This window comes from Aliiroseovarius sediminis (genome assembly GCF_022678485.1).
Classification (GTDB): Bacteria; Pseudomonadota; Alphaproteobacteria; order Rhodobacterales; family Rhodobacteraceae; genus Aliiroseovarius; species Aliiroseovarius sediminis.
This window is the reverse complement of the sequence record NZ_JALBYP010000018.1, coordinates 221,503-244,425: the sequence shown is the minus strand read 5'-3', so window position 1 is coordinate 244,425 and position 22,923 is coordinate 221,503. Positions and strand designations below refer to the sequence as shown.

Sequence of the window (22,923 nt, the reverse complement as noted above, 5' to 3'; positions counted from 1 at the left end):
ACCCTCGCCGCACCGGTCACGAACGGCAGCAGTGCGCGGAAACTGCACTTTGCAAGCCGAGACAGATGCAGCCGTACGTCCCTGCCAAGGATACCGATTGTTCGCATCCGTAACTTCTGCGACGCAAAATGCTACTACCGTTCGCCTTTATATTGCAGATTTCCCGCTTCCGGTCTTGCGGGTCCGGAAGTAGATTCTAAGGAGGCCCGAGAGGTATGGGGCGCATCTTTTCCTTACGGCGGTAACTTATTCGACAAAATTGGGATCAACTTTCACCGCTGTGCGTGCGCCTCTGACGTGAGCAAGCAAGGCGGCGGCGCAGAGCGATGCCACCGCCTATGTCTTGATTTCTATAAAGGGGCGGCCCTGAGGATGACTTCATTGCTGGCCGCGCGCATTTCCGCCTCGTTGATCATGACCAATCCGAGGGCCTGGTAATCTACGCCAAGGATATCGTTGCCCATATCAAGGAGCGCATAGGCATAACGCGGATCATCCCGGATTTCTTCGGCGTTCACGCCCACAAAGACGCGATCGTCGCCGGTATAGCGGAAAGCGTAGAGATTGATGCCATTCTCAAGCTGCTCGACAAAGCGTACATCTGTCTTCACCCGGCTATCCGACGCATTGGATACATTTCCGCCACCTGCGCTGCCGCCGCCACCGCCGCTGCTTGAGGCAAGTGCAATGACGCCGCCCACAACAACGACACCGATCAGCGCGCAAACGGCCGGGCGTTCATCGCAATAGCTGCGATCTCCATTGCTCGAGCTAGATGTGGAGTGCGTTTGAGACGTAGTCTCGCAGGCCGCGAGAGAGGTGCAAAGCAAGGTTGCAAGTAGTGCGCTCCGGTGTTTCAAGTACTTAGTCATCTATAATTCCCCCGTTTATTTTGGCGGTCAGAAATTTAATTGACCCTCTTACCTTTTTGTATCCCCCCGCTTCTGACAGGCGGCCAAAAGTTTGAAGATCGTATCACGTTCTGGAAACTTTGATAGTGGTAAAAGATTGACCGCACTTGGGGGGCACTCCAGCCGGCAAGTAAAACGCGGACTTTTTCATACGACGAGGGGCGAAAGGCCCGCCTTGCTGACCGTGGCGATGCGAACACGCTGCGCGACCGATAAATGGCCGCTCTGGCGAAGCTGCGGCGCGGCATCAGATACGTCGACCAGCGGCCGTTGTGGGCCGTCCGTGAAGACGGCCCAATCGCTTAGATTTCAATAGCCTCAGCGATGGCCAGCGCATCTTCAAGCTCAACGCCGAGGTATCTGACAGTGCTGTCCATCTTGGTATGCCCCAACAGAAGTTGGACCGCTCGCAGGTTGCCGGTCTTCTTGTAGATCTGCGTGACCTTTGTGCGCCGCATTGAATGCGTGCCGTATGCGCTGGCTTCCAGGCCAATGGATTTCACCCATTCTCGCACAATCCGCGCGTACTGGCGGGTCGAGATATGGAGCCGTTCGTGAAAGCGCCCAGGCCAAAGATGTTCAGATCCGATCATAAGAGGTTCCTGCATCCACCGTGCCAGCGATGCACGGGTGCCTTCCGAAATCTCAAACCGCACTGGCTTCTGGGTCTTGCTTTGCAGCACCGACGCGCGTTCCTTGATTTGACCTGACGCCATGACATCGACCACCTTCATCTTCACCAGATCGCAGCCACGCAGCTTGCTGTCGATGGCAAGATTGAAAAGAGCTAAATCACGATGGTTCTCGGCCAGCTCCAGCCGCACCCTTACTGCCCAGACGTGTTTGGGCTTGAGCGGCCGTTTTTGGCCGACGATCCGGCCTTTGTTCCATGCTGGGCGCAGTGCGCGGATGGCCGGTAAGTTTGATGTTTCCATGATGGAATCTCCGATCCACCACGCCCTTCCACATCGACAACCCGACGTTGACAAGGCATCATATCACATGAAGCTGCATTGTATCCGACGTCGGCTCCGAGCCCATTTTGACCGATGCTGCGCTATGGCCGAGTGTAGGCTTCTTCAGTCCTGACCAAAAACCGTGACAATACTACATGGAGTTTTCCATCGGTCTATGGCGCTTGAAATATCAAATGTTCCATTTTGCTGTTGGTTGCTCTTGAGCATTCTCTCAAGGTAGTTGGTGAGCACTTCGTTGGACGCTTTCGTTGTCGCAGAAACAGATTTTCGGCTGGGCGTGACAATCATGATATTCGATGAACGCGTTTGCTGCCAGACAGGTAAGTCCTGCCCAACTGAACCATCAACAAGGTCTCTTTTGCTCGTCCCAAGTAGATTTTAACGCGATTCCCAACCCGGGTTTGCACAAAGGCAGAAAGAGTTTCGACCACTCCGAGACAATAAACACTGCGTTGTCCTTCAGCTACCAGTGGTTGACTATAATGCAACAGTGCCAAGAAAATCCTCTCCAAACATCCTAGCATGACGCCGAAGAAAAGTTCATTCTTGCTCCACAACTTAATTGGAAAATAGGCAGGTTGGATATGCACTTAGCAGTATCTCAAATTCACTCAATTGGCCGTCGTTTTGCTGTGATCGCGGCGTTGGGGGCCGTTGCTTTGACGTCGGGCTGCGGGTCGACCCGTGACGATAACTTCGACCGTTCATCGGAGTTCAGAGATCTCGCGGCGCAGATTGACCTGACTGCGCCGAGCGATGTTAGCAGCCTTCAAGGCAAAGCGACCTATAATGGGGTTGCAACGGCTGATTTTGGGGGGTTCGGCGGGACTGCTGATGCAAAACTCGCGGCTGACTTCGATACACAAGAGATTGAAGGCAAAATGACTTCGTGGAAGGATCTCGATCCCCACAACTATGAGCTTCGCGGACAGATAGATTTGACCAATGGCAAAATAGCCAATGATGGTAGTTTTACTTCTCAGATGGCAGGCAACATTGAACGCGATGTCGCTGGTTCTAATCAATCCGATACGCCTGTTCTGCTGATCTTCGAAGGTGATGCAGATGGTCAGATTTACGATTCGGTGGATGGGGCGTCCGCCAGCCACCTGAAGGGCTCATTCTCAGGCGGAGGTGTAAGCGGAGCCTTTGTAGCTGGCCAATAATGAGGACCGTTCGGCCTGATCCGGCGAGGGGTCTGACAAACGCCTAGGCAATGTCAGTTCCTCGCCACTCGTTATATGGATGATCGGTCAGCCTGATGATACTCCGACCCGGTACGCCGCATATAGCATTAATCATCAGGTTTGCTCAAACTGCCTTCCTGAGTAAGTCGCTATGCGCAAATTTTTGCATATCTATTCTCGTGAATCTCAACGACGAATATTGGGGCAGCGCGGGAGATTGGTTTCTGGCCAGAGCGGCGGGGCGGATGACTGCTGGAATGCCTTGAAGTAGCTATCCGATGTTTATCAATGATTAGGTTGTAACGTCCCCTGCCAACTCAGACCGATTTTGCCCGATAATATCTCCCCCACCGGATCGCTTTTCAGCGGCACAGCTAAGAAATACCGTGACCGCTAGCTCGGGTCAAAAGCGCCAAGCCTTCAGATCAAGGCCCAACAGGATTTGATGCTCCCCGTAGAAGTCGATGTTTGAGTCGTTAACCTGATAACCAACGCTCGCTATGATGTGTTCGTTTATTGGCCGTCTTACCATCAGAGTATATGTATGGTCTGTTCTAGGTTGCCCGAAATGTGTGCCACCCCCCGCTCGGTAGTAATCAAACGAAATTGATGTGGTTTTTCCGAAGACAGGTCGGGTCAGAGCAATGGTAGCCCCGCTTAGCGTGGTGTGACGTTGCTCGATGTGTTCTCCCCATCGGATGCCAGTATGGACGGCGCCCACCCCTTTCACTGCACTCAGCAAACTGAAAGTGGCTCTAGACTTTGTGTAATCTTCACGAAACCCTCTCTCGAACGCAATGCTCGCTTCGTGATGACCCAGAGCTGATGAGAACATCTGAGTACCTCTGATAGAGGCATACTTTTCTTCAGTTTCGGATGTTTTCTTGAGGTAGCGATAGCCACCGCAACTGTTGATCCATGTCCATCTTGCGACATGGGACTGCAAGCAGGTGCTCGCGTTGATACCTGTTTTGTCCAGATCATGTTCCGGCGCATATTCATAGCTTGCCGCAATTTTGAATGTGACAGTTTGTTTGGGTGCTATACTATACAAACTGTAGCCCGACGCAGCTATTCCCAGAGTTATTCCTTTTTTCGCAACACTTTCTTCATCAACAACGAAGTTCAAGTCGCCAATAGCAAATTCGGAACCGGGTAGCCCGTTGTTCAGATTGCTATCATACGCAAGAAGTGGCTTGATTGTGAACTCCGCCGCCAACTTTCTAGGTGATTCACCTTTCCGATGCGCCAATCCGTCACGTTTCATAAAGCTGATCAGATATCGCTCAGCGCCCTTGGGACGGGTTTTTACAAGAGAATAGAATGCCAGCTTCTCGGACCCAGACATCATTGATGACCGCCAAACAGAGAGGTCAGCCCCGAATGCTGGTGCATTGAGCAGGCTGAGGGAAAATACACAAGCGAGGAGGTTTTTTGGTTTCAACTTACTTCTCGGGTGGGCATTCTAAATATACAGCGGAGAAATGACTTCTTAACCGCTCGACCGATTTCGCCATATCTTTAGTCGAACTAATATCATGTCGGTACATGTAAGCCAAGTATCCGGCTAAAACTGTTGATCAGTCCCGCTTAAGCTTGGTGCCGTTGTCGCTGACCACCATGCGGGGATAACGAAGCGCGATAGCGGTCGTTAGCGTAGTAGTAGCGAATTCTCACTTCGTCCCGCACTGCGTGAATTCGCCCGACGCCAGATTTCGCAGGTGCAGCGAATGGCCGCAAAGCCGGGCTGCACCGCAGCATGGCCGGATGGTGGTGAGTGGCCGGTCTGGGCCGGACTTAACAAACGCGTCGAATTGTGCCGAGCCTCATACCCAATGCAAAGCAATCAAAGACATCGGAATTTTTCTGGGGGATGAAGTGGGGGATAAAGATCAATTAAAATAAAAAAGTATTAAATACCAATATCTTACATAGGCAAGTGGCGGAGCGGAAGGGATTCGAACCCTCGAGACGGTTCCCCGCCTACACACTTTCCAGGCGTGCGCCTTCGACCACTCGGCCACCGCTCCGAGGGCGTTGCTACAGCAAAAGGCCAAGCGGGTTCAAGATGTGATTGCGAATTTCGTACATGATCTTATCGCGCGTCGCAGGCGCGCCAAGCAGGTTGTCAAAATTGTGGGGTGAAGGGGCCTCAAGCTTTGGCCGAGAACCGCCTCTCATTTGGGAAATCAGTCATCCAAGTGAATGCTGAATCGCCGGTTAAGGCGGCTTTTCTTTTCGACCTTGCCCAGCCGAACACGCCCGATTTCCGCAGTCTGCGCCACATGGGTGCCGCCACAGGGTTGCAGGTCGATCTGTTCACATTCCGTACCTATGCGCACCAGACGTACGCGCCCTGCCCCCTTGGGTGGCTGAACGGACATTGTTTTCACGAGGTCAGGATTGGCCGCCAGTTCGTCATCCGTAATCCAGCGCTCAGACATCCGCAGATCGCGAGCGATCAGCGCATTCAGGGCGTCCTCGATCGCTTGCTTGTCATCAGGTGGTTTTTCCATTGCGAAATCAAGGCGAGATTTCTCGGCGCCAATCTGGCCGCCGGTGACAGGCAAAGGAATGACAACAGATAACAGATGCAGCGCAGTGTGCATCCGCATATGCCGAAAGCGTAGATCCCAATCGATGGCTTGGGACACCTGCGCGCCCACCGGCGGCAATGCCGCACCGTGATCAGTGACAAGGGCGATCCCCGCGCTGGCCTTACCCGATGTGTCGTTCAAGGTGTTGATGATCTTGATCGTGCCACCATCCCAACTTAACTGCCCGCGGTCACCGGGTTGCCCGCCGCCGGTCGGATAAAAGATGCTGCGGTCCAGAACCACGCCGTGGTCCGTATGCGCCACGACGTGGCCATCGGCCTGTTTCAGATAGGCATCGGTGCGAAACAGAGGCTCAGTCGTCGCCGCCATCACTCTCTCCATCGCTGTCATCAGTACGATGCATATCTTCGACGGTCAGGGCGTCATTGCTGGGCGATCTGGCCGTCGCATCATCGGAGTGGGTCTGTTTTTCATCACCTGCCGCCACGGCCAACGCCTCGGGGTTGCGCAGCCAGATATCGCGCTGTGCATGGGGGATCTCGATCCCTTCTTCGGCAAAACGGCTGGCAATCTCGTGATTTATCTCGCTTTTCACAGACAGCATGTAGTTCACATCGCTTAGGATAGCGCGTATTTCGAACTCAAGACAATCGGCGCCAAAGCCCTGAAACACCACCGATGGCGGCGGGTTCACCGTGACCATAGGGTGGTTTTCGGCAATTTCCATCAAGATCGTTTCAATCCGGCGCGTGTCGTTGCCATAGGCAACCCTGACCGGCACAATCACCCGGCCGATTGAATTGCCGCGTGTGAAGTTCGTCACGACGCCAGACACGAGGTCACTGTTGGGCAGAATGACATCTGTGCGGTCGAACGTCTCGATCCGGGTGGCGCGCACCGAGATGTCGCGCACATAGCCCATTTCGCCCCCCACCTCGATCCAGTCGCCCTCGGAAATCGGGCGCTCGATCAAAAGAATAATGCCCGAGACGAAATTGGACACAATGGTTTGCAGGCCGAAGCCGATACCAACCGACAAGGCACCTGCAACGATGGCGACAGAGCTCAGGTCGATCCCCGCCGACGTGATCGCGATGACCGCAGCCAGAAACAGCCCGACATAACCGACACCAACGGAAATGGCGTTCTGTCCGCCCTTGTCCAGCTTGGTTTTGGGCAGGATTGTGGTGCGCAAAGCGGATTGTGCGGCGCGGGTGGCGGCATAGCCGATCGCGAAGATCAGGGCGAAAACCATCAAAGTGCGCGGCGTGACGCGCGCTTCGCCCAGTTGGAAACCATGTTGGAACGTGGCCCAAAGCTCGGCCAGTTCAGCCGCGCGCACACCCCACAAAAGCGCCAGAAGCGGCAGCGACAGGATCACCATCATGACGGTCATCAACACCGGCAGCAATGCCTGTTGCGCTTCATCTTCGCTGAGGTTCCGCAAGACACCATAGAGGCCCGTCAAAAAACTGTGCAGCAGGGCAAGAACGGCGATGACGGCCATCGTCATGACCGATGGAAACAGGATCGAAGCCGCCAAGTTCGTATACCCGATAGCGGCTGCGATGGGCGCGCCCAGCCCGACACCCTGACAAACGCGCCCCATAAACAATACGGCACGTTCACGGAATGTCATTCCGTCACGATCCGCATGAGCCTGCACGTATTGGCGCAGCGTGCGTCCGGTCCGCGCCAACAGATAGCCGGTCGCCAGAAGAACGGGGAACGCAAGAACTGAAACCGTGCCGCTGGAATATTCTTCGAAAGCAGCCAGGTTGGTCAAAATCGCCCAGACACCCAGTGCCAAACCCAGCAAGCCGACATTAACACGCGCTTCGGTTCGTTGGGTGCCGTTGGGCAGGTCGATCAGGGCGCTGCTTCCGGTGTGCGATGTGAACAACCGCGTGCCCAGCCAATGACTGCCGAACAGAACGAAGCCGAAGCCGGGCAGCACATCGGCAATCACTTGGCCGCGCAGCCCCAGCACTCCGGCAAGGTTCAGCGCGGCGATAAAGGCAAAAAGTCCGGTCAGCGGCGCCAGAAACTGACCGATCGAGGTCAGAAACCCGATCACACCGCGGGAAGACCCTTTTCGTTTCGCCCGCATCCGTTTTCCAAGCCGCATGATCCACACACGGCTGCGGAACAGAAGCACCACGGCGATGGCCAGAAGCGTCAGCGTCACCGGCAGGTCGTCGCGCAAATCCTGTCGCTGCGATTCGCTACCCCAGTTGTCGCGCAGCTCGACGATGGACAGGTCCAGCGTGGTTTTCAGGTCCGACAGCGCACGGGGCCACAGCGCGGGGTTCAGCGGGCTTGGGCCAAGCGCAAGGATCTGGTCGGTCTGACGCGCCCGAATTTGCGCGTCAATCTCGCGAATCAGGACATCAGCGCGCGAATACGCTTCTTGCGCTTCCTGAACCGGCAAACGGGCGGCGTTCAACCTTTCGGTCAATTCGCGGCGGCGTTGGGTCAGGACTTCTGGTTCTTCTTCTGGTGCTTCCGGTTCAGCCCCTAACGTCGACAATTGCGTCTTCAGCGTATCGATGCGGATCGAGTTTTCCTTCTGCGCCTCGGAAAACAGATTGCGCCAGTCAATCAACGCCGCGCGCAGTTTCTCTAGATCGGCGTCCGAGGCGCGCTCAAGCTCGATTGCGTCTTCGACCTGGCTTGCCAGTCGCTCCCATGCCTCATAGTCGGGCGAGCCATCGTCAAGGACCTCGTAGGCGGCTGTCCGCGCCTCCTCCGACGAGGCATCGCTATTTTGCCCGACCGCGGCAAACGCGGTCAGCGCAAACAGAAGAGCCGCAAATATAGCGGTTAGGGCGCGAGTCATTCAGTATCCTCAAACGCTTCAGGCAACACAACGGGGCCGCGATCAAGCCAACCGGGGACGGGAAGCTCTTTTTCCCTCAGGAATTCAGGGTTGAACAGTTTCGACTGATACCGCGTGCCGTAATCACACAGAACCGTCACAATCGTATGGCCGGGCCCCATTTCTTTCGCCATGCGGATAGCGCCCGCCACGTTGATGCCGGACGAACCACCAAGACAAAGCCCTTCGTCTTGCAACAGGTCAAAAATGATCGGAAGCGCCTCTTCATCGGGCACCTGCCAAGCCATATCGGGGGTGAACCCCTCAAGGTTCTTCGTGATCCGCACCTGCCCGATCCCCTCGGCGATCGAGCCGCCTTCCATCGCGATCTCGCCGGTGGTGTAATAGCTGTAAAGCCCCGCGCCCATCGGGTCCGCGATGCCGATTTTCACGCCTTTGGGTTGCAGCGCCATCGCAACCCCGGCCAGCGTGCCGCCCGACCCCACCGCGCAGACGAAACCATCGACCTTGCCATCGGTCTGCTGCCAGATTTCCGGCCCGGTGGTTTCAATATGCGCCTGACGGTTAGCGACGTTGTCGAACTGGTTGGCCCAGATCACCCCATTGGGTTCGGTGGCCGTCAATTTCTCGGCCAGACGGCGCGAGTAGTGGATGAAGTTGTTAGGGTTGCGATAGGGTGCCGCTGGCACCTGCACCAATTCGGCCCCAGCCAGACGCAACATGTCTTTCTTTTCCTCGGACTGGGTTTCCGGGATCACGATCACCGTCTTGAACCCCATCGAGGCCCCGACCAACGCCAGCCCGATCCCCGTGTTACCTGCCGTCCCTTCGACGATGGTCCCGCCGGGCTTCAAGTCGCCACGCGCAACCGCATCCTTGATGATATAAAGCGCCGCCCGGTCCTTGACCGACTGGCCGGGGTTCATGAACTCGGCCTTGCCTAGAATCTCGCAACCCGTTTCTTCGGACGCTTTTTTCAGTCGAATCAACGGTGTATTGCCGACAGTTGCTTCCAGATCCTGCTTGATATCCATCTTGTGCCCCATGTGTCGCGTTTCCCTCTAATCTGTAGGGGTTGGCAGAAGCGGGTTCAAGGGGGCCAGGTATCAGCTTCCTGCTCGAAACCCGTCACGGTTCAGCGCCAGCCAAAGCGCACACAGGACCAATGGGCCGCAGGCGGCCTCGCCGCTGTTTACCAACTCCATCAGACGCGCAAAGGGGATAACGTGACTGCGGATATCCTCGACCTCATCTGCGGCGCCACCGATCCCGGCGGCAGTATCAGGCAAGTCGCACAGCGCAATGTAGGTATAGAAATATTCCGTGTTCGAACCGGGGCTGGGATAGTGGTGCGGCAGGGCGATCAGACGATCAAGCGCCAACCCCGCCTCCTCGTGCGCTTCGCGGCGCGCGCTGCTTTCCGGTGTCTCGCCTGCATCAATGCGGCCCGCGATGGGTTCCAACGTCCAAGGAAGCGGATCGCCACGTATGTGCGGCCCCATGCGGAATTGTTCGACCAACATCACCCGGTCGCGGATTGGGTCATAGGGCAAGACGATCACCGCGTCGCCACCAACGAAGGCCGCGCGGTTCACAACCTCGCTCATTTCGCCGGAGTAGCGGCGAAATGACAGGTCTTGTTCCTCCATCGTAAAGAACTGCGCGTACGGGCGGGCGCTGGCGTGAACGTCGATGTCTCCTGCCCCGAAATCGGCGCGCACGGTGGTGGGTGTGGTACTTGCGCGGGCGCGCACGCGGCTTGCTGCGCGGGTGCGGATCATTGGGAAGCGTTCGGCGACCACTTGGGCAGAGATCTTACCGAAATAGGACATGACCTCGCCTGCCGCTTCCAACGTCATCTCGCCCCACTGTGCGATCCAATCATCCAGCGACCAAGGTCCGCCGGGGGTCCAAAGACCGGGCGCAGGGAAATAGACCTGTGCAGTCACGGGTGCAGCCGTGCCGTCGGGATGAACCGCAACCTTTTTCAACGCGTAGTCAAACCCGCCTTCATAGAAATCCAGCCGGGCGCGCGCAGTATCGCCTAGTTCTTCCACCAGCAAGCCAATTGCGGATGCACTGGGGTCGGGTTCGATCGTGGGGAATGGCTGGTCTTTAACCCAGCTAACCCGGTGCCCGGGCAGCATCGCGGGGCGCGTGCAATAGTGTTCGCCTGCCAGCACAAGCTCAAGCAGCGGCAAATGGCACAGCGTGCCATAGAAAAACATGGTGGTCACAGGATCAGCCCCATTTGCGCGCAGCGTTAAAGGCGCACCACGATGCCAATCCCCCCCCAAGCAAAACCGCAACCATGACCTCTCCGGTCACGTATTTATGATAAAAGTCTACGCTGATCATAAAGATATCCTGCAACGCCTCGATCGGCCCGTCATAGGCCTTGCGCAGACTTTGTTTGATCATGATCGCAAAGGCAAAGATGAAAAATGTCAGGCCCGCCTGCACCAGAGCGGTGGTAAAGGCGTTTGCCCCCACACTGCCCAACCGTCGGTCCGCACGTGGGCCAAGAAACTTCCACCCAACGAACAAGCCAATCAGCGCACAAATCGGCGACAGTTTTGACAGATCGCGGCCTTCTTCCATCAGCGGCTTGATCAGCTCGGCACAGAACCACCCCGTCGCAGACAGGATCAGGGCGGCAACCAGTTTCGCGGCTGTGGGCATTGGGATCTCCAGCGGTTTCGGCCGTTTGGACGATGTTTCACAGGCTCTTATGGCTATTTTATGGCGAATTCAGCATGAAACAGACGTGTCACGTGCCAAGCGCATCCGATCACGCGGGATTTTCCAGCGTAACCTGCACCACGTCGCAATTGCCCGACTGAAACGCCGCCGCGCATGAGGTCAGATAGAAATTCCACATCCGCCTAAAACGGTCATCGAAGCCCAGATCCGCAACCTGTCCCCAGTGGGCGTTGAACACCTCGTGCCAGCGGCGCAGTGTCGTCGAATAACTGTCGCCGAACGCGATCTGGTCGCGAAACGCAAGACCGGCTTTTTCCACCTCGGCCCGCAGCACCGTTTTGGATGGGAGCATCCCACCCGGGAAAATGTATTTTTGAATGAAATCAACGCCTTTTCGATAGACTTCAAAGCGGCTTTCGGTGATCGTAATGATCTGCAATACCGCCTGCGCGCCGGGTCGAAGACATTTGCGCACGGCGCCGAAATAGATCGGCCAATATCTTTCGCCTACGGCTTCGAACATCTCGATCGAGGCGATGCCATCATATTGCCCTGTTTCGTCGCGGTAGTCTTGCATCTTGATCGTCACCAAGTCGGACAGCCCCGCCTTGCGGATGCGTTCCAAGGCATAATCATGCTGTTCCTGGCTGATCGTCAGGCCGGTGACGCGGATACCCTTGCGCGCTGCGTGTTCGGCAAAACCACCCCAACCGCACCCGATTTCAAGCACATGATCGCCCGGCCCCACGCCCATCTGTTCGATCATAGAGGTGTATTTCTGCTCCTGTGCCGCCTCAAGACTGTCCTGCCCACTGCGAAACAAGGCGGAAGAATAGGTCATCGTATCATCCAGCCAAAGCGCATAGAAATCATTGCCCAGATCATAATGATAGCTGATGTTCTTCTTCGCGCGGCTTTTGGTGTTGGAATTCATCAGGTGGCGCAGCCGTTCATAAGCGCGCAGGAAAATCTGGCCGGGAAACCCGTCATACAGAACGTCATTGTCGTCTTGCAGCAGGTCCAAAAAGGCTTGCAGATCAGGCGACGACCAGCCACCGTCGATATAGGCGTCACAAAAGCCCAGATCACCTTCCCGGATCAGGCGGGCAAACACGTCGTTATCGTGTATGCGCAATTCCGCGACATAGCCCGGCGCTGCGCCCTCGGCACGGAATTTTCGTCCATCAGGCATCACGAAATCCAACCGCCCCCGGTTCATCCGGCAGGCTGTGTCAAAAACAGTGGCAAAATAGCGCGGCAGATCGGGCTGCCCATCCGTGCTGATCAGGATCATATCACCCCCCAAAGCGTCTTGACCCACTGATCCAAGGCTAAGCCGAGCATAGCCGGCCTGACAAGATAGTCACTATGCAGGCGCAGCAGAGCTCGCTGCGACCGCAAAGGCGCGGGTGATACTGCGCGGGGCGCGTGGGCACCTGTCGATCGAGCGATCGCGGCGTACGCACCCATACGCGGGTACATAAATCGCCGGTGTGTCGGGCGTGGGTGGATGCCCGCGCGCAAATGCCCCGCAGGTCAAGGCCGGTTTGACAGATTCATTACTTTACGATTAGACCGTAGGGCATTGATTTAAATAACTTTATCCAGCGCGCTGATCAACTTATCCACCTCGGATTTGGTTGTATAATGGGTAAAGCTAACGCGAAGCACACCTAGTTCTGGATCTACGTCTTGCGCCTCCAACGCGCGGGTAGCATAGAAATCGCCACCACCCGCCATGATGCCAAATCGGGCAAGTTCCGCTGCCAAATCGGGGCCCGCCTGCGCCGCAGCAACCGCCACAGTCGGCGCGCGGTTTTCCGCTTGCGCAGGTCCCAGCAGGTGCGCATTGGCCTTTGATGACAAAAAATCCAGCAAGGGCTGCAAAAGCTGCACCTCGTGCGTGCGCATCAGGTCGTGCACGCCGGCCGTCACCGTCACTGCATCGCCGGTGATGCCATGATGCGCAGCCAATGCCTCGTAATAGTCAGCCATCCCTGCCGAGGCGGCAATCTGCGCGTGATCCGGCCCTGCGGGCGTGAACCGCTTGTAAAGCGCATCAGCGTTGAAATAGTGTCCCTGATTGGGCAACGCGTCGCCCAAGCCCCTGCGAATAACCATGATCCCTTGGTGCGGGCCGTAGGTCTTGTAAGCCGAGAATAGATATATATCGGCGCCCAGCGCGTCCACGTTCACAAACCCGTGTGGCGCATAGCTAACGCCATCGACACAGGTAAAGGCCCCTGCCGCGCGGGCCTTGGCACAGATAGCGACGGCGTCGTTGATCTCGCCCACCACGTTCGAACAATGGGGAAAACACACCAGCCGCACCTTGCCGTCCGCCAGCAGATCGTCCAGCGCCGCTGGGTCCAGATGGCCCGTGTCGGGGTCGATCTTCCATTCACGGATCTCAAGCCCCTCGTCCGCCAGCCGCCGCCACGAGCCGGAATTCGCCTCGTGATCCTGATCGGTGACAACAATCGCGTCGCCCCGCAACAGATAGCCGCGGAATGCTTGCGCCAAAACATAAGTATTTTGCGTGGTCGAGGGACCGAAGCTCACCTCGTCCGTCTCGACCCCCATCATAGCGGCCAGACGGCGGCGTGCCTCGTCCATCTCAAGGCCGGCCAGCGTCGACGCCTCGTAGGGGCCATAGGGCTGGACCTTTCGCTGGTGATAGAACCGCGTCAGCCGGTCAATCACCGGCGCGCAAGTGTAAGACCCGCCCGCGTTCTCAAAAAAGGCCTGCCCTTGCAGGCTTGGTTCGGCAAACGCCGGGAATTGCGCCCGCACCCAGTTGATGTCCAGTTCGCTCATTGGTAACTCCTTCGCATCGTTTGTTGATGGGGGTTGCCTGAGAGATCAGGTTGCGCGAATGACTGCGCTATGGCCCCGGACATTTCTTGGCTATCGGCCCCGTACGGGCAGGTCAAGCGCAGCATCAGGGTCCAAGCGAAGGGTACTGGGGCAAAGCATCGCCCTGCCCCAGCACGGTATGGCATAACCTTTACAGGCTCATCAGCGCGTCGGCGTCCAGCATCGCGGCAGCCATGGCATCGGGGGCGGCAACGGTGATACCGTCCAGCAGCACGTCTTTCTCGGCCCCCTTGTTGGGCAGATAGATCGCGCAGACCTCGACCTTGGCGCCGGGCATCCCCATGATTTTCTGCATCAGCTGCTGAGGGCCAACACCCAGCGGCTTTTGCGGGGCAGTCGCGCCTTCGGGTGCTTCTTTCAGTGCAAGATCGGCCGCCGGGCCACACAACATCACATGGGGTGCGGCACCTTGTTCTGCGGATTTCATCGTCAGCACCATCGCCATCATCTGGGTCTGGGCTTCGGGTGCGGTCAGAATGGTGACGAGGTTGTCGGCGTCATCGGCCTGAGCCGTGCCAGCCAGCCCGGCCAGACCAATGGCGGCGGCGGTCAGGGTCGTCTTGATCGAAAATTTGGTCATGTGATCTGTCCTTGCATAATGGGTAAGCCCGCAATGGATCGCACCGGTCGAACCGGCACAGGCGGGCGGGGCAACAGGCCCTCGATGAAAGAGCTACGCGATACATTCAGAACAAGTAATGCGTCATTTTGCACCGCGACGAACCGCCCCAAGCGCAGGGATCAGCCGTTCACATCAACCACCACACGCCCTTTGACCTGACCGTTCAGGATATCGGCGCCCACCACCGACAGATCGTCCAACGTGGCGGTGCGGATCATCGCTTCCAGCTTGTCCATAGGCAGGTCCGAGGCAATCCGCCCCCACGCCCGCAAGCGGTTGTCATAGGGCTGCATCACTGAATCAATCCCCAGCAGGTTTACCCCACGCAGAAGGAAGGGAATAACCGTCGCGGGCAAGGCCGCCCCGCCCGCAAGCCCCACGGCGGCAACGCTGGCGCCATACTGCATCTGCCCCAGCACACGGGCCAGCATATCGCCCCCCACCGCGTCGACGCACCCCGCCCAGGTTTCGGCCTCAAGCGGGCGCTTGGTTGTCTCATTCAGCTCTTCTCGGGGAACGATCTGTGCAGCCCCCAGACCCTTCAGGTAATCTGCTTGATCGGGGCGTCCAGTGACGGCAGCCACATAATATCCAAGATTGGCCAGAATTGCCGTGGCAACCGAACCCACCCCGCCAGCCGCGCCCGTAACCAGCACCGGTCCCTGTTCGGGACGTAGCCCGTGATCTTCCAGCGCCATCACCGCCAACATCGCGGTGAAACCCGCGGTGCCGACCGCCATCGCCTGCCGCGCCTCTAACCCATCGGGCAGCGGCACAAGCCAGTCAGCCTTCACCCGCGCCTTCTGCGCGTATCCGCCCCAATGCACCTCGCCCACGCGCCAACCGGTCAGAACGACCTTGTCGCCGGGGGTATAACGATCATCGTCCGAGGCCTCGACCGTGCCCGCAAAGTCAATCCCCGGCACATGTGGATAAGCGCGAACCAGGCCCCCGCCCTTGGGCGACAGGCACAAACCGTCTTTGTAATTTACGGTCGAATACTCAACCGCAACCGTCACATCCCCTTCGGGCAGCGCAGCCTCGTCCAGTTCTTTGATCGTTGCAACGGCCCGCCCGTCGGCGTCCTGCTCCATCACCAATGCTTTGAACATCTTCTGTCTCCTGTTTTCAGGCGGCCAGATTGCCGTGCGCATCGTATCCTGTTGCCGCGCCGCGCGAATCTTTGACCAAGACCACATACGACGGCTACCTTGCCACCTCGCACCGCGAATTTCACCCGCAATCGCGGTAAGGCAGAACCGCCCTGAAAGCGGAAATTGGGCCCGCGCCGCGCGGCGAAGCCGAAAACGCATGCGGATACCCCTTTTCAACCGTCGCCCAAGCCCCTACATGTAAGGTGTCCTGCAAGGGACTATGGACATAAACGCGCTCGTAATAAGCGGATCGGACCCGGGGGCGGTACCCGGCGTCTCCACCAAACATCCTTCATTTGGGGATCATGGGGACGAAACAGGATCGACGGACGTCTAAAGGGGTTAGCTTTGTCTCGGTGAGATACCACCGTTATCGGTTCACTTAAGCTAGTTGCAAATGACAACAAAGCTCCGGCTATGGCTCTGGCTGCGTAAGCAGTTCGAGTTGCCGATTTAAGCCCTTGCGCCTAGCAGCGTAAGGCGGGGTTCGCAGGCACCTGGCAACAGAAGCCTGCACTTTCCCGCTCTGATTGTGTTTTATGAAATTCCATTAGGTTGGTCATACATCCTTAAAGGTTTCGGTCTAGCGTCACAGATGTAATGCGAACCCGACACTGGAAGGATCATCAAGTGACCCCTCTTGAGCATCTGAAAAACTGGTACGATCAGGTCTGGGTCCAACAGGACCTTGATGCCATTGATCGTTTTTTCACCCCTGACTTTGAAGCGCAGGGGGTGATGGATTTCGGCATCGGCCCCGAAGATTTCCGCGCACTTGCCGAAGCCTTGCTGGCGCAAGTGGAAATCAACGATATCCGCTTCGATCGCGCGGTCGAGATGGGCGATTGGGTTTGGGCGACATTCACGGTCTTTGCGGTCACGTTGGCCGATCAAACACCTGTGCAGACCACCGGCCAAATCATGGTGCGCACGAAGGATGGAAATGCCGTTGAAGCTTATAACCAGATCGACTTCCTGACCTTCTTCGAACAGCTTGGATACCTGCCTTCCGACAGTCTGGCGCTGTGCCTGTCCGGTGAAGGCATCGCTGCCTAAGGCTTTGCAGGCTTGGCGGGCGTCGCAGGTTTCACTTGCCAAACCAAGCGGATCAAGGCCCTATCCGGACCATGACGCCCGACCTTCCCGATCTGATCCGCGTGTTTACCCGAATTGGCCTGATGTCCTTCGGCGGGGCGGCAAGACATTGCATCGCGCGATCACTGGTTCATCGCGCTGGCATCTTTCCTGGCGCTTTATGCGTTTGAAGCACCTTTCCCCGTGGTGGTCATCAGGTAGCCACCTATGGTCTGATCCGGCAGACCAGCGCCGGTCAAGAAACGACGCATAACACCGCACACCAAAGCATCCTGCGCTCTGCCAGTTTACGCCGAACTTTGGCACGATCCACAGTCTGGCTTATTCTATGGGTGACCCCCATCGCATTGGCAGTCGCGTTAGAGGCGGATATTCTGGCAGAAATCGGGGCGTTCTGCTCGAAACTTGCGGTGGTTAGCTTCGGCGGCGCCTATGGTGTGCTGGCCTATATGACGCAAGTGGTCGTGACCACGCAGAATTGGCTAACGCCGGATCAGATGATGGATGGGCTGGACTTGCGGAAACAACACCCGGTCCGCTGATTTTGGTGACTCAGTGCGTGGGCTATATGACCGGCCACACACTGTCTGGTCCCGGACTTGCATTGGCCACCGCCGCGATAACGCTGTGGATCACCTTCATGCCGTGCTTTCTGTGGATCTTCACGGTCGCATCGCCTTTTCCCCAATCTGCCCGTGCCAAACAGCTTGGATGTTCACGCCATAGGGCTGTGCGCTGTTACTGTGGTTCTGCTCGGGACGCTCCGCCTGTCGCTGTTGATCACACTGACGGTCATGGCGTTGTTAGCGGTGGTCCTGACAATGCTTGGCCTGTGATTATCTTGCGCCTTTTCTTCACTGACGAATCCCGTATTCTGGACGCAGCCACAAAGTGAGATTGTTCATGTCCGACACCATCGACTATGGAAACCTGATGCATGATGCGATGCGCGACCTTATCCGGAGGGTGCTGGAGGGTGTCGCAACCAATGGCCTGCCGGGTGAACATCACTTCTTTATCAATTTCGACACGCATCATAGCGGCGTTGAACTGGCCGACTGGATGCGAGACCGCTTTCCTGACGATATGACCATCGTCTTGCAGCACTGGTTTGAAAACCTCTCGGTTGACGAGAACGGGTTTGGTGTGACGCTGAATTTCGGGGACGCGCCGGAAACACTGTATGTTCCTTACGATGCGATCAACACGTTTGTGGACCCGTCAGTGGAATTCGGCCTGCGGTTCGAGATGGAGGATGCGCACCATCCTGATTTGCACCTTGCCGGTGACGATGCCGATGTGCCGGAAGAAGCAGGGCCTGTCGAAGACCCTGAACATAAAAAGCCCAAATCCGACAAAGGCTCGGACGATGATAAAGCTGACGAAGACTCACACAAAGACGCAGAAATCGTCAGCTTGGACAGCTTCCGCAAATAACCGATCCTGACCACTGAACCGTCATCGCCATTGAATTTGGTGTGCAGTGGTGTACAACGGCGTCGGTTTTGAAAATAAAGGCGCCAAGACATGACCCAGACCCGCACAGAATCCGACAGCTTTGGCCCGCTAGAGGTTCCCGCTGACAAATACTGGGGCGCGCAGACGCAGCGCTCTTTGATGAACTTCCCCATTGGCTGGGAAAAACAGCCCGTCGCCATCGTGCGCGCCTTGGGCGTCATCAAACAAGCCTGCGCCGAGGCGAACAAAGCCGCGGGTGTACTGAACGAAAACATCGCGGACGCCGTCATTCAGGCCGCATCAGAGGTGGTCGCGGGCAAGTTTGACGACAACTTTCCGCTGGTCGTCTGGCAAACAGGGTCCGGCACCCAATCGAACATGAACGCCAACGAGGTCATTGCCAACCGCGCGATTGAAATCATGGGCGGCGAAATTGGATCGAAAGACCCTGTGCACCCGAATGATCATTGCAACATGGGACAATCTTCGAACGATACGTTCCCCACAGCCATGCATATCGCCACCGCGATGAGCGTGCGCGACGTACTTCTGCCCGGCCTTGAAAAGCTACTGGCGGGTCTTGAGGCCAAGCAGGACGAATTCAAGGACATCATCAAAATTGGCCGCACCCATACGCAGGATGCCACGCCTCTGACCTTGGGACAGGAGTTTTCGGGCTATGCTCAGATGGTCCGTCAAGGGATCGAGCGGGTAAAGCTGGCTCTTCCCGGTATCTACGAATTGGCGCAAGGTGGCACGGCCGTCGGCACCGGCCTGAACACGCGCAAGGGTTGGGGCGAAGAGGTTGCCGCCAACATGGCACGCATCACAGACCTGCCCTTCGTCACCGCGCCCAACAAGTTCGAAGCCTTGGCCGCCCATGACGCGATGGTGTTCATGTCGGGCGCTTTGGCGACGGTGGCGGGCAGCTGCTACAAGATCGCCAATGACATTCGGTTCCTTGGCTCCGGCCCCCGTTCGGGTCTGGGTGAATTGATCCTGCCGGAAAACGAACCGGGCAGCTCGATTATGCCGGGCAAGGTAAATCCGACACAGGCCGAAGCGCTGACTCAGGTTGCCGCACATGTGATGGGGAACAATGCCGCGATGACATTTGCCGGTTCGCAGGGGCATTTCGAACTGAACGTCTATAACCCGATGATGAGTTATAACCTGCTGCAATCCATCCAACTTCTGGGTGATGCGGCCGACAGCTTCACCGAACGGATGCTGAACGGCATTCAGGCCAACGAGCCGCGCATTGACAAGCTGATGAAGGAAAGTCTGATGCTGGTCACGGCGCTGGCCCCGACCATCGGGTATGACAACGCGACCAAGGTGGCCAAGACCGCGCACAAGAACGGCACGACGCTGAAGGAAGAGGCCATCGCTTTGGGTTTCGTGGACGCAAAAACCTTTGACGAGGTTGTGCGCCCCGAACAGATGATCGGCCCGAAAGACTGATGGCCGGGTCTGGTTCAGGGCCGGTCAACCTGAACCGGTTTCGAAAAGAAAAAGCACGGGCCGCGACCAAGGCCCGCGCTGACGAAAACGCCTTGAAATATGGGCGCACCAAGGCGCAGAATGCAGCAGAAAGCGCGGATGAAGCCCGCGCGCAACGGCTGCTTGACGGTCACAGGCGCGACCCCGACACAGAATGACCTCGCGCCCCGAAAAACACTCGCTCACCTTGCATGGGCATCGCACATCCGTATCGCTGGAACCTGAGTTCTGGCAAGCCTTTCGTGAGATAGCTAAGACGCGTGGCCTGCCCCTGAACGCACTGGCGGCCGAAGTTGATGCAGCACGCGGTGTGGATCGGGGGCTGGCCTCGGCCATTCGGGTTTATGTGCTCGATCACTACAGACGACCGTCCGAGGGCTGAGGTTCACTCACGCGGCGTCAACGACAGCCAGATCCCTTCCCGGCCCCGCACCGTCAGATGGGCCACCGGCATGGCGGGTTTGTCCGCCACAACCGCGAAGCGATAGGTCCGCACCAGCATGGACAGGATCAACGGCCCCTCGATCATCGCGAACCCGGCGCCGGGGCAGACCCTCTGCCCGCTGGAAAACGGGATATAGGCGTTGCGAAGGCAGGTTTTCCCGTTTGTGGTCTGAAACCGGGCCGGGTCGAAGGCGTCGGGGTCATTCCACAAGCGTTCATGGCGGTGAAGATGCCACGGGCTCAGAACGATCTGGCTGCCCTTGGGCACATCGCGGCCCCTGAACTTTTCCGGGCAGCGCGCCTCGCGCACCATCATCGGCACGGGGGGATAAAGGCGCAGCGCTTCTCGGAACACGTCGCGTGACAGGCGCAGGCGCGACATGACCGAGAAATAGATCTTGTCGGGGTCAATCTGTGCCTGCGCCTCCTCCGCGACCCGGTCCTGCCAGGCGGGATACAGCGCCAGAAGATACAGCGCCCATGCCAGAGCCGATGCGCTGGTTTCATGGCCCGCAAGGAAGAAGATCGCCACCTGATCAACCATTTCATCAGTGTCAAACCGGTCGCCTGTCTCGGGATCGGTCGTCGTCATGATCTTGGTGGCCAGATCGTCGGGCGCCGTGCCCTTCCCGATCTCGGCCATGCGGGCGGCGGTCAGGTCTTGGATCAGCCCGCGGATCTGGCGCGCCGTTTCTTTCGTCTTGCGGCTGTGAAAACGGGGCATCCAGCACGGCAAGGGCAACAGCGCCCCAAGGTTGACCACAGGCTGGGCGCGTTGATGGTCGCGGAACTTCGTAAACACCTGCCCCGCAATCTCATGTTCGATCGGAATCGAGAAAAGTGTGCGAAAAATCACGTCGGCAGCCGCGTGGCTGGCATGGCTTTCAACCTCGACGGGGGTGCCGTCCGCCATGGGGCGCAGGCGGTCCACCGCAGAAACAGCGGCGTCCCACATGGCCGGGAACACCTCTTTCAAGCGCCCCCCCTCAAACGCGGGATCAATGATGCGGCGCTGGCGTTTCCAGACTTCGTCATTGGTGACAAAGACCGAGTTTCCCAAAAGCGGCGCCAGCCCTTCGCGGATGCGGTCGGATTTGGGGAAGTCGTCGGGACGTTCTTTCAGAACCAGATCGACCAGCGACGGGTCATTGCACATATAGCTGCGGAAAAACGGCGTGCGAAACTCGGCCATCCACGCGCGATAGAGCCGCGCGGGCTGGGCCGACAGAATATCGCGGCGAAACAGCTTCGCATATCGCCACAGCGACACCCGCCCGCTTCGCGACGGTGGTTTGGGGGGGATGCGGTCAGTCACGGTGCCATGCTCGTGTATTTCGACACCGGCGTTTCAATTCGGCTGGCCGAAGGGCGGCGGTCGCGATAGCGATCAGCCAAGGTCAACGGACCTGCGGTGATCTGGAAATAATCGTAGTCGCCGGGTTGGTCAAAGGCGCAGAGGTATTGAAAATGAAGCCGGAAAAACCGCCAGCGCAGTTCCTTCCAACGCGCCGGGCTGAGAGTCTTTGAAAACGCAGCAGAAACGACCAGCGGCCAATTTTTGCCGCTGTCCTGTGCCACACCTGACACCGCGACAGGGTCACACAGCGCAAAGGCGCAGCCGTCGCCGGGGGCGGTCACGTCCACCCAAGCAATCCGGCTCTGGACGCTCATATCTTGCAGATCCCGCCGCAGTCGGTGCGCATCAGGCAGGAAACTGACCATCGGCACCACTTGGCCAAGACTGAGAAAGGCCAGCGCCGGGCCATCCTTTGGCACGCGCCCGGCCCGCAACAGGTCGGCCAGAATCGACACCGCAAGATGCGCGCCAGAACTGTGCCCCACGACCAGAACCTCATCCACGTCCGAGCAGAGCGCCTCGGCAATCTGGTCGGAAAACAGCGCAATGCGCGCTTCCAATTCCGGCGGGTTGGCCCCTTTAGAACGTGCCGAATAGGCGTAGTCATGCATGAGGTAATACACGTAAAGTCGGTGATCTATCTTGCGAAACCATCCAAGCAGCACGATGAAGGTCGCAGCGAACACCAGCACATAGGCAATCGCAGCAGCACCCGGCAAGGCCAATTGCCCTGCCAGGAATGCAGCGACATAGCCAAGAATATGCCCAAGCAGAAGCGCAAGGATCAGTTGCAGGATCAACATACCTACCGGATACAGCGCCGCGATGACCGGACCTTTGCGCAGCCGCATCAGCCGCCACAGCGTACCATACGCAATATACGTCCAGGCCGTGCGCGCCATCAGAAGATAGGTCTGCGCAATGTTCAGCTTCATGCTGTCGCGCACGATATCGGCCCAGACCAGCACGTCGAATTCGGCTTCCGTCTCGGTGCCGTCGATCCGGCCCGTCACCTGCCAGCCATAGGTGCCCGGCCCCTGCCGCCCGATCAAATCAATCTGATAGCCCGAGATGGCGGCCTGAGTGGCCCCCTCCTTGCGGTACAGTTCGCGGTATCTGCGGGGATGAATCGGGTCATAACCGGGAATATAGAATACCCTGCGCCGGCGCACCTTCTGGGGGGAATGTGATGACGGCGCGTCGCAATGATCCATTGGCCCAGCCTGACTGCTTCGCCT

Annotated in this window: 23 protein-coding genes, 1 tRNA gene and 1 other RNA gene; 9 read left to right on the top strand and 16 right to left on the bottom strand. The window is 57.7% G+C overall.

What is annotated here, in order from left to right:
- Nucleotides 1-350: 350 nt before the first annotated feature.
- From MN186_RS01290 to MN186_RS01280, 3 genes are all read right to left on the bottom strand, one after another.
- Nucleotides 351-872: a hypothetical protein gene (locus MN186_RS01290; protein WP_242111018.1), complete on the bottom strand. Its 522-nt coding sequence runs from the start codon at nucleotides 870-872 to the stop codon at nucleotides 351-353.
- Between the two features lie 341 nt (nucleotides 873-1,213).
- Nucleotides 1,214-1,846, bottom strand: coding sequence for a tyrosine-type recombinase/integrase (locus MN186_RS01285; RefSeq protein ID WP_242111016.1), 633 nt, complete (start codon nucleotides 1,844-1,846; stop codon nucleotides 1,214-1,216).
- A gap of 144 nt (nucleotides 1,847-1,990) precedes the next feature.
- Nucleotides 1,991-2,176, bottom strand: coding sequence for a hypothetical protein (locus tag MN186_RS01280; protein ID WP_242111014.1), 186 nt, complete (start codon nucleotides 2,174-2,176; stop codon nucleotides 1,991-1,993).
- Between the two features lie 290 nt (nucleotides 2,177-2,466).
- On the opposite strand from MN186_RS01280, the gene MN186_RS01275 reads away from it, so the two are divergent.
- Complete coding sequence (locus MN186_RS01275) at nucleotides 2,467-3,054, top strand: hypothetical protein (RefSeq protein ID WP_242111012.1); 588 nt, start codon at nucleotides 2,467-2,469, stop codon at nucleotides 3,052-3,054.
- Between the two features lie 424 nt (nucleotides 3,055-3,478).
- Here the strand turns inward: MN186_RS01275 and MN186_RS01270 are convergent, their stop codons facing one another.
- From MN186_RS01270 to acuI, 11 genes are all read right to left on the bottom strand, one after another.
- Entirely contained in the window at nucleotides 3,479-4,519 is a 1,041-nt protein-coding gene (locus MN186_RS01270; RefSeq protein WP_242111011.1) for a hypothetical protein, read from the bottom strand.
- A 496-nt stretch (nucleotides 4,520-5,015) separates the two neighbouring features.
- Nucleotides 5,016-5,105: transfer RNA gene (locus tag MN186_RS01265), tRNA-Ser, on the bottom strand.
- A 159-nt stretch (nucleotides 5,106-5,264) separates the two neighbouring features.
- Nucleotides 5,265-6,002 carry an alanyl-tRNA editing protein gene (locus MN186_RS01260; RefSeq protein ID WP_242111010.1) on the bottom strand — a complete coding sequence of 246 codons (738 nt, stop codon included), beginning with the start codon at nucleotides 6,000-6,002 and terminating at the stop codon, nucleotides 5,265-5,267.
- On the bottom strand, nucleotides 5,986-8,472 hold the full coding sequence (locus tag MN186_RS01255) for a DUF3772 domain-containing protein (protein WP_242111009.1): 2,487 nt from the start codon (nucleotides 8,470-8,472) through the stop codon (nucleotides 5,986-5,988). Before MN186_RS01255 ends, MN186_RS01260 begins: the two co-directional genes overlap by 17 nt.
- Nucleotides 8,469-9,506, bottom strand: a complete 1,038-nt coding sequence (locus tag MN186_RS01250) for a cysteine synthase A (protein WP_242111008.1) — start codon at nucleotides 9,504-9,506, stop codon at nucleotides 8,469-8,471. The genes MN186_RS01255 and MN186_RS01250 overlap by 4 nt, the downstream gene beginning before the upstream one ends.
- Nucleotides 9,507-9,578: 72 nt before the next feature.
- Nucleotides 9,579-10,700, bottom strand: coding sequence for an NUDIX domain-containing protein (locus tag MN186_RS01245; RefSeq protein ID WP_242111205.1), 1,122 nt, complete (start codon nucleotides 10,698-10,700; stop codon nucleotides 9,579-9,581).
- 13 nt (nucleotides 10,701-10,713) lie between these two features.
- The gene (locus tag MN186_RS01240) at nucleotides 10,714-11,154 is read right to left on the bottom strand and encodes a TrgA family protein (protein WP_242111007.1); all 441 of its coding nucleotides are present in this window, start codon (nucleotides 11,152-11,154) and stop codon (nucleotides 10,714-10,716) included.
- 109 nt (nucleotides 11,155-11,263) lie between these two features.
- The gene (locus MN186_RS01235) at nucleotides 11,264-12,469 is read right to left on the bottom strand and encodes an SAM-dependent methyltransferase (protein ID WP_242111006.1); all 1,206 of its coding nucleotides are present in this window, start codon (nucleotides 12,467-12,469) and stop codon (nucleotides 11,264-11,266) included.
- 296 nt (nucleotides 12,470-12,765) lie between these two features.
- Entirely contained in the window at nucleotides 12,766-13,992 is a 1,227-nt protein-coding gene (locus MN186_RS01230; RefSeq protein ID WP_242111005.1) for an aminotransferase class V-fold PLP-dependent enzyme, read from the bottom strand.
- A gap of 190 nt (nucleotides 13,993-14,182) precedes the next feature.
- The gene (locus MN186_RS01225; RefSeq protein ID WP_242111004.1) at nucleotides 14,183-14,632 is read right to left on the bottom strand and encodes a DsrE family protein; all 450 of its coding nucleotides are present in this window, start codon (nucleotides 14,630-14,632) and stop codon (nucleotides 14,183-14,185) included.
- 161 nt (nucleotides 14,633-14,793) lie between these two features.
- Nucleotides 14,794-15,786, bottom strand: coding sequence for an acryloyl-CoA reductase (acuI, locus tag MN186_RS01220; protein WP_242111002.1), 993 nt, complete (start codon nucleotides 15,784-15,786; stop codon nucleotides 14,794-14,796).
- 208 nt (nucleotides 15,787-15,994) lie between these two features.
- Here acuI and ssrA point away from each other — a divergent pair.
- From ssrA to MN186_RS01180, 8 genes are all read left to right on the top strand, one after another.
- Nucleotides 15,995-16,346: a transfer-messenger RNA gene (ssrA, locus tag MN186_RS01215) on the top strand.
- 112 nt (nucleotides 16,347-16,458) lie between these two features.
- Complete coding sequence (locus tag MN186_RS01210) at nucleotides 16,459-16,884, top strand: nuclear transport factor 2 family protein (RefSeq protein ID WP_242111001.1); 426 nt, start codon at nucleotides 16,459-16,461, stop codon at nucleotides 16,882-16,884.
- A 71-nt stretch (nucleotides 16,885-16,955) separates the two neighbouring features.
- On the top strand, nucleotides 16,956-17,093 hold the full coding sequence (locus MN186_RS01205) for a hypothetical protein (protein WP_242111000.1): 138 nt from the start codon (nucleotides 16,956-16,958) through the stop codon (nucleotides 17,091-17,093).
- A gap of 162 nt (nucleotides 17,094-17,255) precedes the next feature.
- On the top strand, nucleotides 17,256-17,465 hold the full coding sequence (locus tag MN186_RS01200; RefSeq protein ID WP_242110999.1) for a chromate transporter: 210 nt from the start codon (nucleotides 17,256-17,258) through the stop codon (nucleotides 17,463-17,465).
- 361 nt (nucleotides 17,466-17,826) lie between these two features.
- Nucleotides 17,827-18,360, top strand: a complete 534-nt coding sequence (locus MN186_RS01195; RefSeq protein ID WP_242110998.1) for an SspB family protein — start codon at nucleotides 17,827-17,829, stop codon at nucleotides 18,358-18,360.
- A 90-nt stretch (nucleotides 18,361-18,450) separates the two neighbouring features.
- Complete coding sequence (gene fumC / locus MN186_RS01190; RefSeq protein ID WP_242110997.1) at nucleotides 18,451-19,845, top strand: class II fumarate hydratase; 1,395 nt, start codon at nucleotides 18,451-18,453, stop codon at nucleotides 19,843-19,845.
- On the top strand, nucleotides 19,845-20,042 hold the full coding sequence (locus tag MN186_RS01185; RefSeq protein WP_242110996.1) for a DUF4169 family protein: 198 nt from the start codon (nucleotides 19,845-19,847) through the stop codon (nucleotides 20,040-20,042). Before fumC ends, MN186_RS01185 begins: the two co-directional genes overlap by 1 nt.
- On the top strand, nucleotides 20,039-20,266 hold the full coding sequence (locus tag MN186_RS01180; protein ID WP_242110995.1) for a ribbon-helix-helix domain-containing protein: 228 nt from the start codon (nucleotides 20,039-20,041) through the stop codon (nucleotides 20,264-20,266). The genes MN186_RS01185 and MN186_RS01180 overlap by 4 nt, the downstream gene beginning before the upstream one ends.
- A 3-nt stretch (nucleotides 20,267-20,269) precedes the next feature.
- On the opposite strand, the gene MN186_RS01175 is transcribed toward MN186_RS01180, so the two are convergent.
- Both MN186_RS01175 and MN186_RS01170 read right to left on the bottom strand, forming a co-directional pair.
- On the bottom strand, nucleotides 20,270-21,643 hold the full coding sequence (locus MN186_RS01175; protein WP_242110994.1) for a cytochrome P450: 1,374 nt from the start codon (nucleotides 21,641-21,643) through the stop codon (nucleotides 20,270-20,272).
- Nucleotides 21,640-22,899: a hypothetical protein gene (locus MN186_RS01170; protein ID WP_242110993.1), complete on the bottom strand. Its 1,260-nt coding sequence runs from the start codon at nucleotides 22,897-22,899 to the stop codon at nucleotides 21,640-21,642. Before MN186_RS01170 ends, MN186_RS01175 begins: the two co-directional genes overlap by 4 nt.
- Between the last annotated feature and the right edge of the window lie 24 nt (nucleotides 22,900-22,923).